The organism is Streptomyces sp. FH025 (assembly GCF_017427025.1).
GTDB lineage: Bacteria > Actinomycetota > Actinomycetes > Streptomycetales > Streptomycetaceae > Kitasatospora.
This window is the reverse complement of sequence record NZ_JAFLNG010001225.1, coordinates 1-1068: the sequence shown is the minus strand read 5'-3', so window position 1 is coordinate 1068 and position 1068 is coordinate 1. Positions and strand designations below refer to the sequence as shown.

Here is a 1068-nt window from a genome sequence, read left to right as displayed (position 1 = left end):
GGGTCGGCTGGCACGCGTACCTGATCGTCAACCTGTCGGTGGCGGACGGGACGTACCACGACCGGCCGCCGTCCAACGGGCCGAGCCGGCTCAGCTGGGTCTGCCGGAGTCTGCGGGTCGAACGGTGACGTGCTGGTTTACGGCGCGAAGGCGGCGGTGATCGGGCCGCCCGGGCCGGAGCGCTGGAACCAGACCGCCCGGCGGTGCGGGCCGATGTGCGCGGGGTCGGTGACGTACAGGTCGTCGCGCGGGGCGCCCTCGTTGCCGGGGGAGAGCGCCGCGTCCGCGGCCCGGTCGGCGATCGCGCGCAGCAGGGCGGTGGCGGTGGCCTCGGCGGCGGAGGGGGCGATGGCCAGGGCGGTGAGCTCGGTCCAGAGCGGGGTGGACACGTAGCCGATCGGGGAGCGGCCGAGCGCCCGGTGGGGGCGGTCGTCGGGGTGACGGCGGAGGATCCCGGCCGCGACGAGTTGCTCGGGGGAGCGGCGGTCGTCCGGCGGGTGGTGGCTCATGAGCCGCAACGCTACCCCGGAGGGTCGGCCGGTGAGTGCGGGAACGTTTTCTCAGCCCCTCCTCAAGGTGCCCGGCCGGTCGCGGGCGCACGATGGTGGTAGGGCGCTGATCACCCGGGTCGGGTGCGGCGCCGGTCACCTCGGCGGGCCCCGGTCGGGCCGGAGGAGGAGGTCCCCATGTGGCACTGGCACGGGTACGGACCGGACGGCTGGGGCATCGTGGCGATGACGATCGGCTCGCTGCTGATCCTGGCGGTGGTGGCGTTCCTGGGCTTCGCCCTGTCCCGGTACGTCTCGCAGCGGCATCAGCCGCTTCCCGGCGCCTCCGCCGGGCGCGGGCCGGGCGGGCCGGGTTGGCCGCAGGGCTGGGCGTACGGCCCGTCTCCGGAGCAGGTGCTCGCGGAGCGGTTCGCGCGGGGCGAGATCGACGCGGAGGAGTACCGGCAGAGGCTGGAGACGCTGCGCTCGGTGGGCGGCCCGGGCGGTGGCTCACCCGGCGGTGGCTCACCCGGCGGTGGCTCACCCGGCGGTGGGTGGACGGGCGGTGGGCCGCCGAGCG

2 protein-coding genes are annotated in these 1068 nt (G+C 76.2%); one reads left to right on the top strand and one right to left on the bottom strand.

The features are described 5' to 3' along the window. Positions 1-137: 137 nt before the first annotated feature. Positions 138-509 carry a hypothetical protein gene (locus J0670_RS38570; RefSeq protein WP_207817426.1) on the bottom strand — a complete coding sequence of 124 codons (372 nt, stop codon included), beginning with the start codon at positions 507-509 and terminating at the stop codon, positions 138-140. A 177-nt stretch (positions 510-686) separates the two neighbouring features. Here J0670_RS38570 and J0670_RS38565 point away from each other — a divergent pair. After that, positions 687-1068: SHOCT domain-containing protein (locus J0670_RS38565; protein ID WP_207817425.1), on the top strand; the 382-nt coding region annotated here is incomplete at its 3' end.

What these genes read in the sequence shown, in the direction of transcription:
- J0670_RS38570 (WP_207817426.1), bottom strand. Translation starts at nt 509, where the DNA reads ATGAGCCACCACCCGCCGGACGACCGCCGCTCCCCCGAGCAACTCGTC.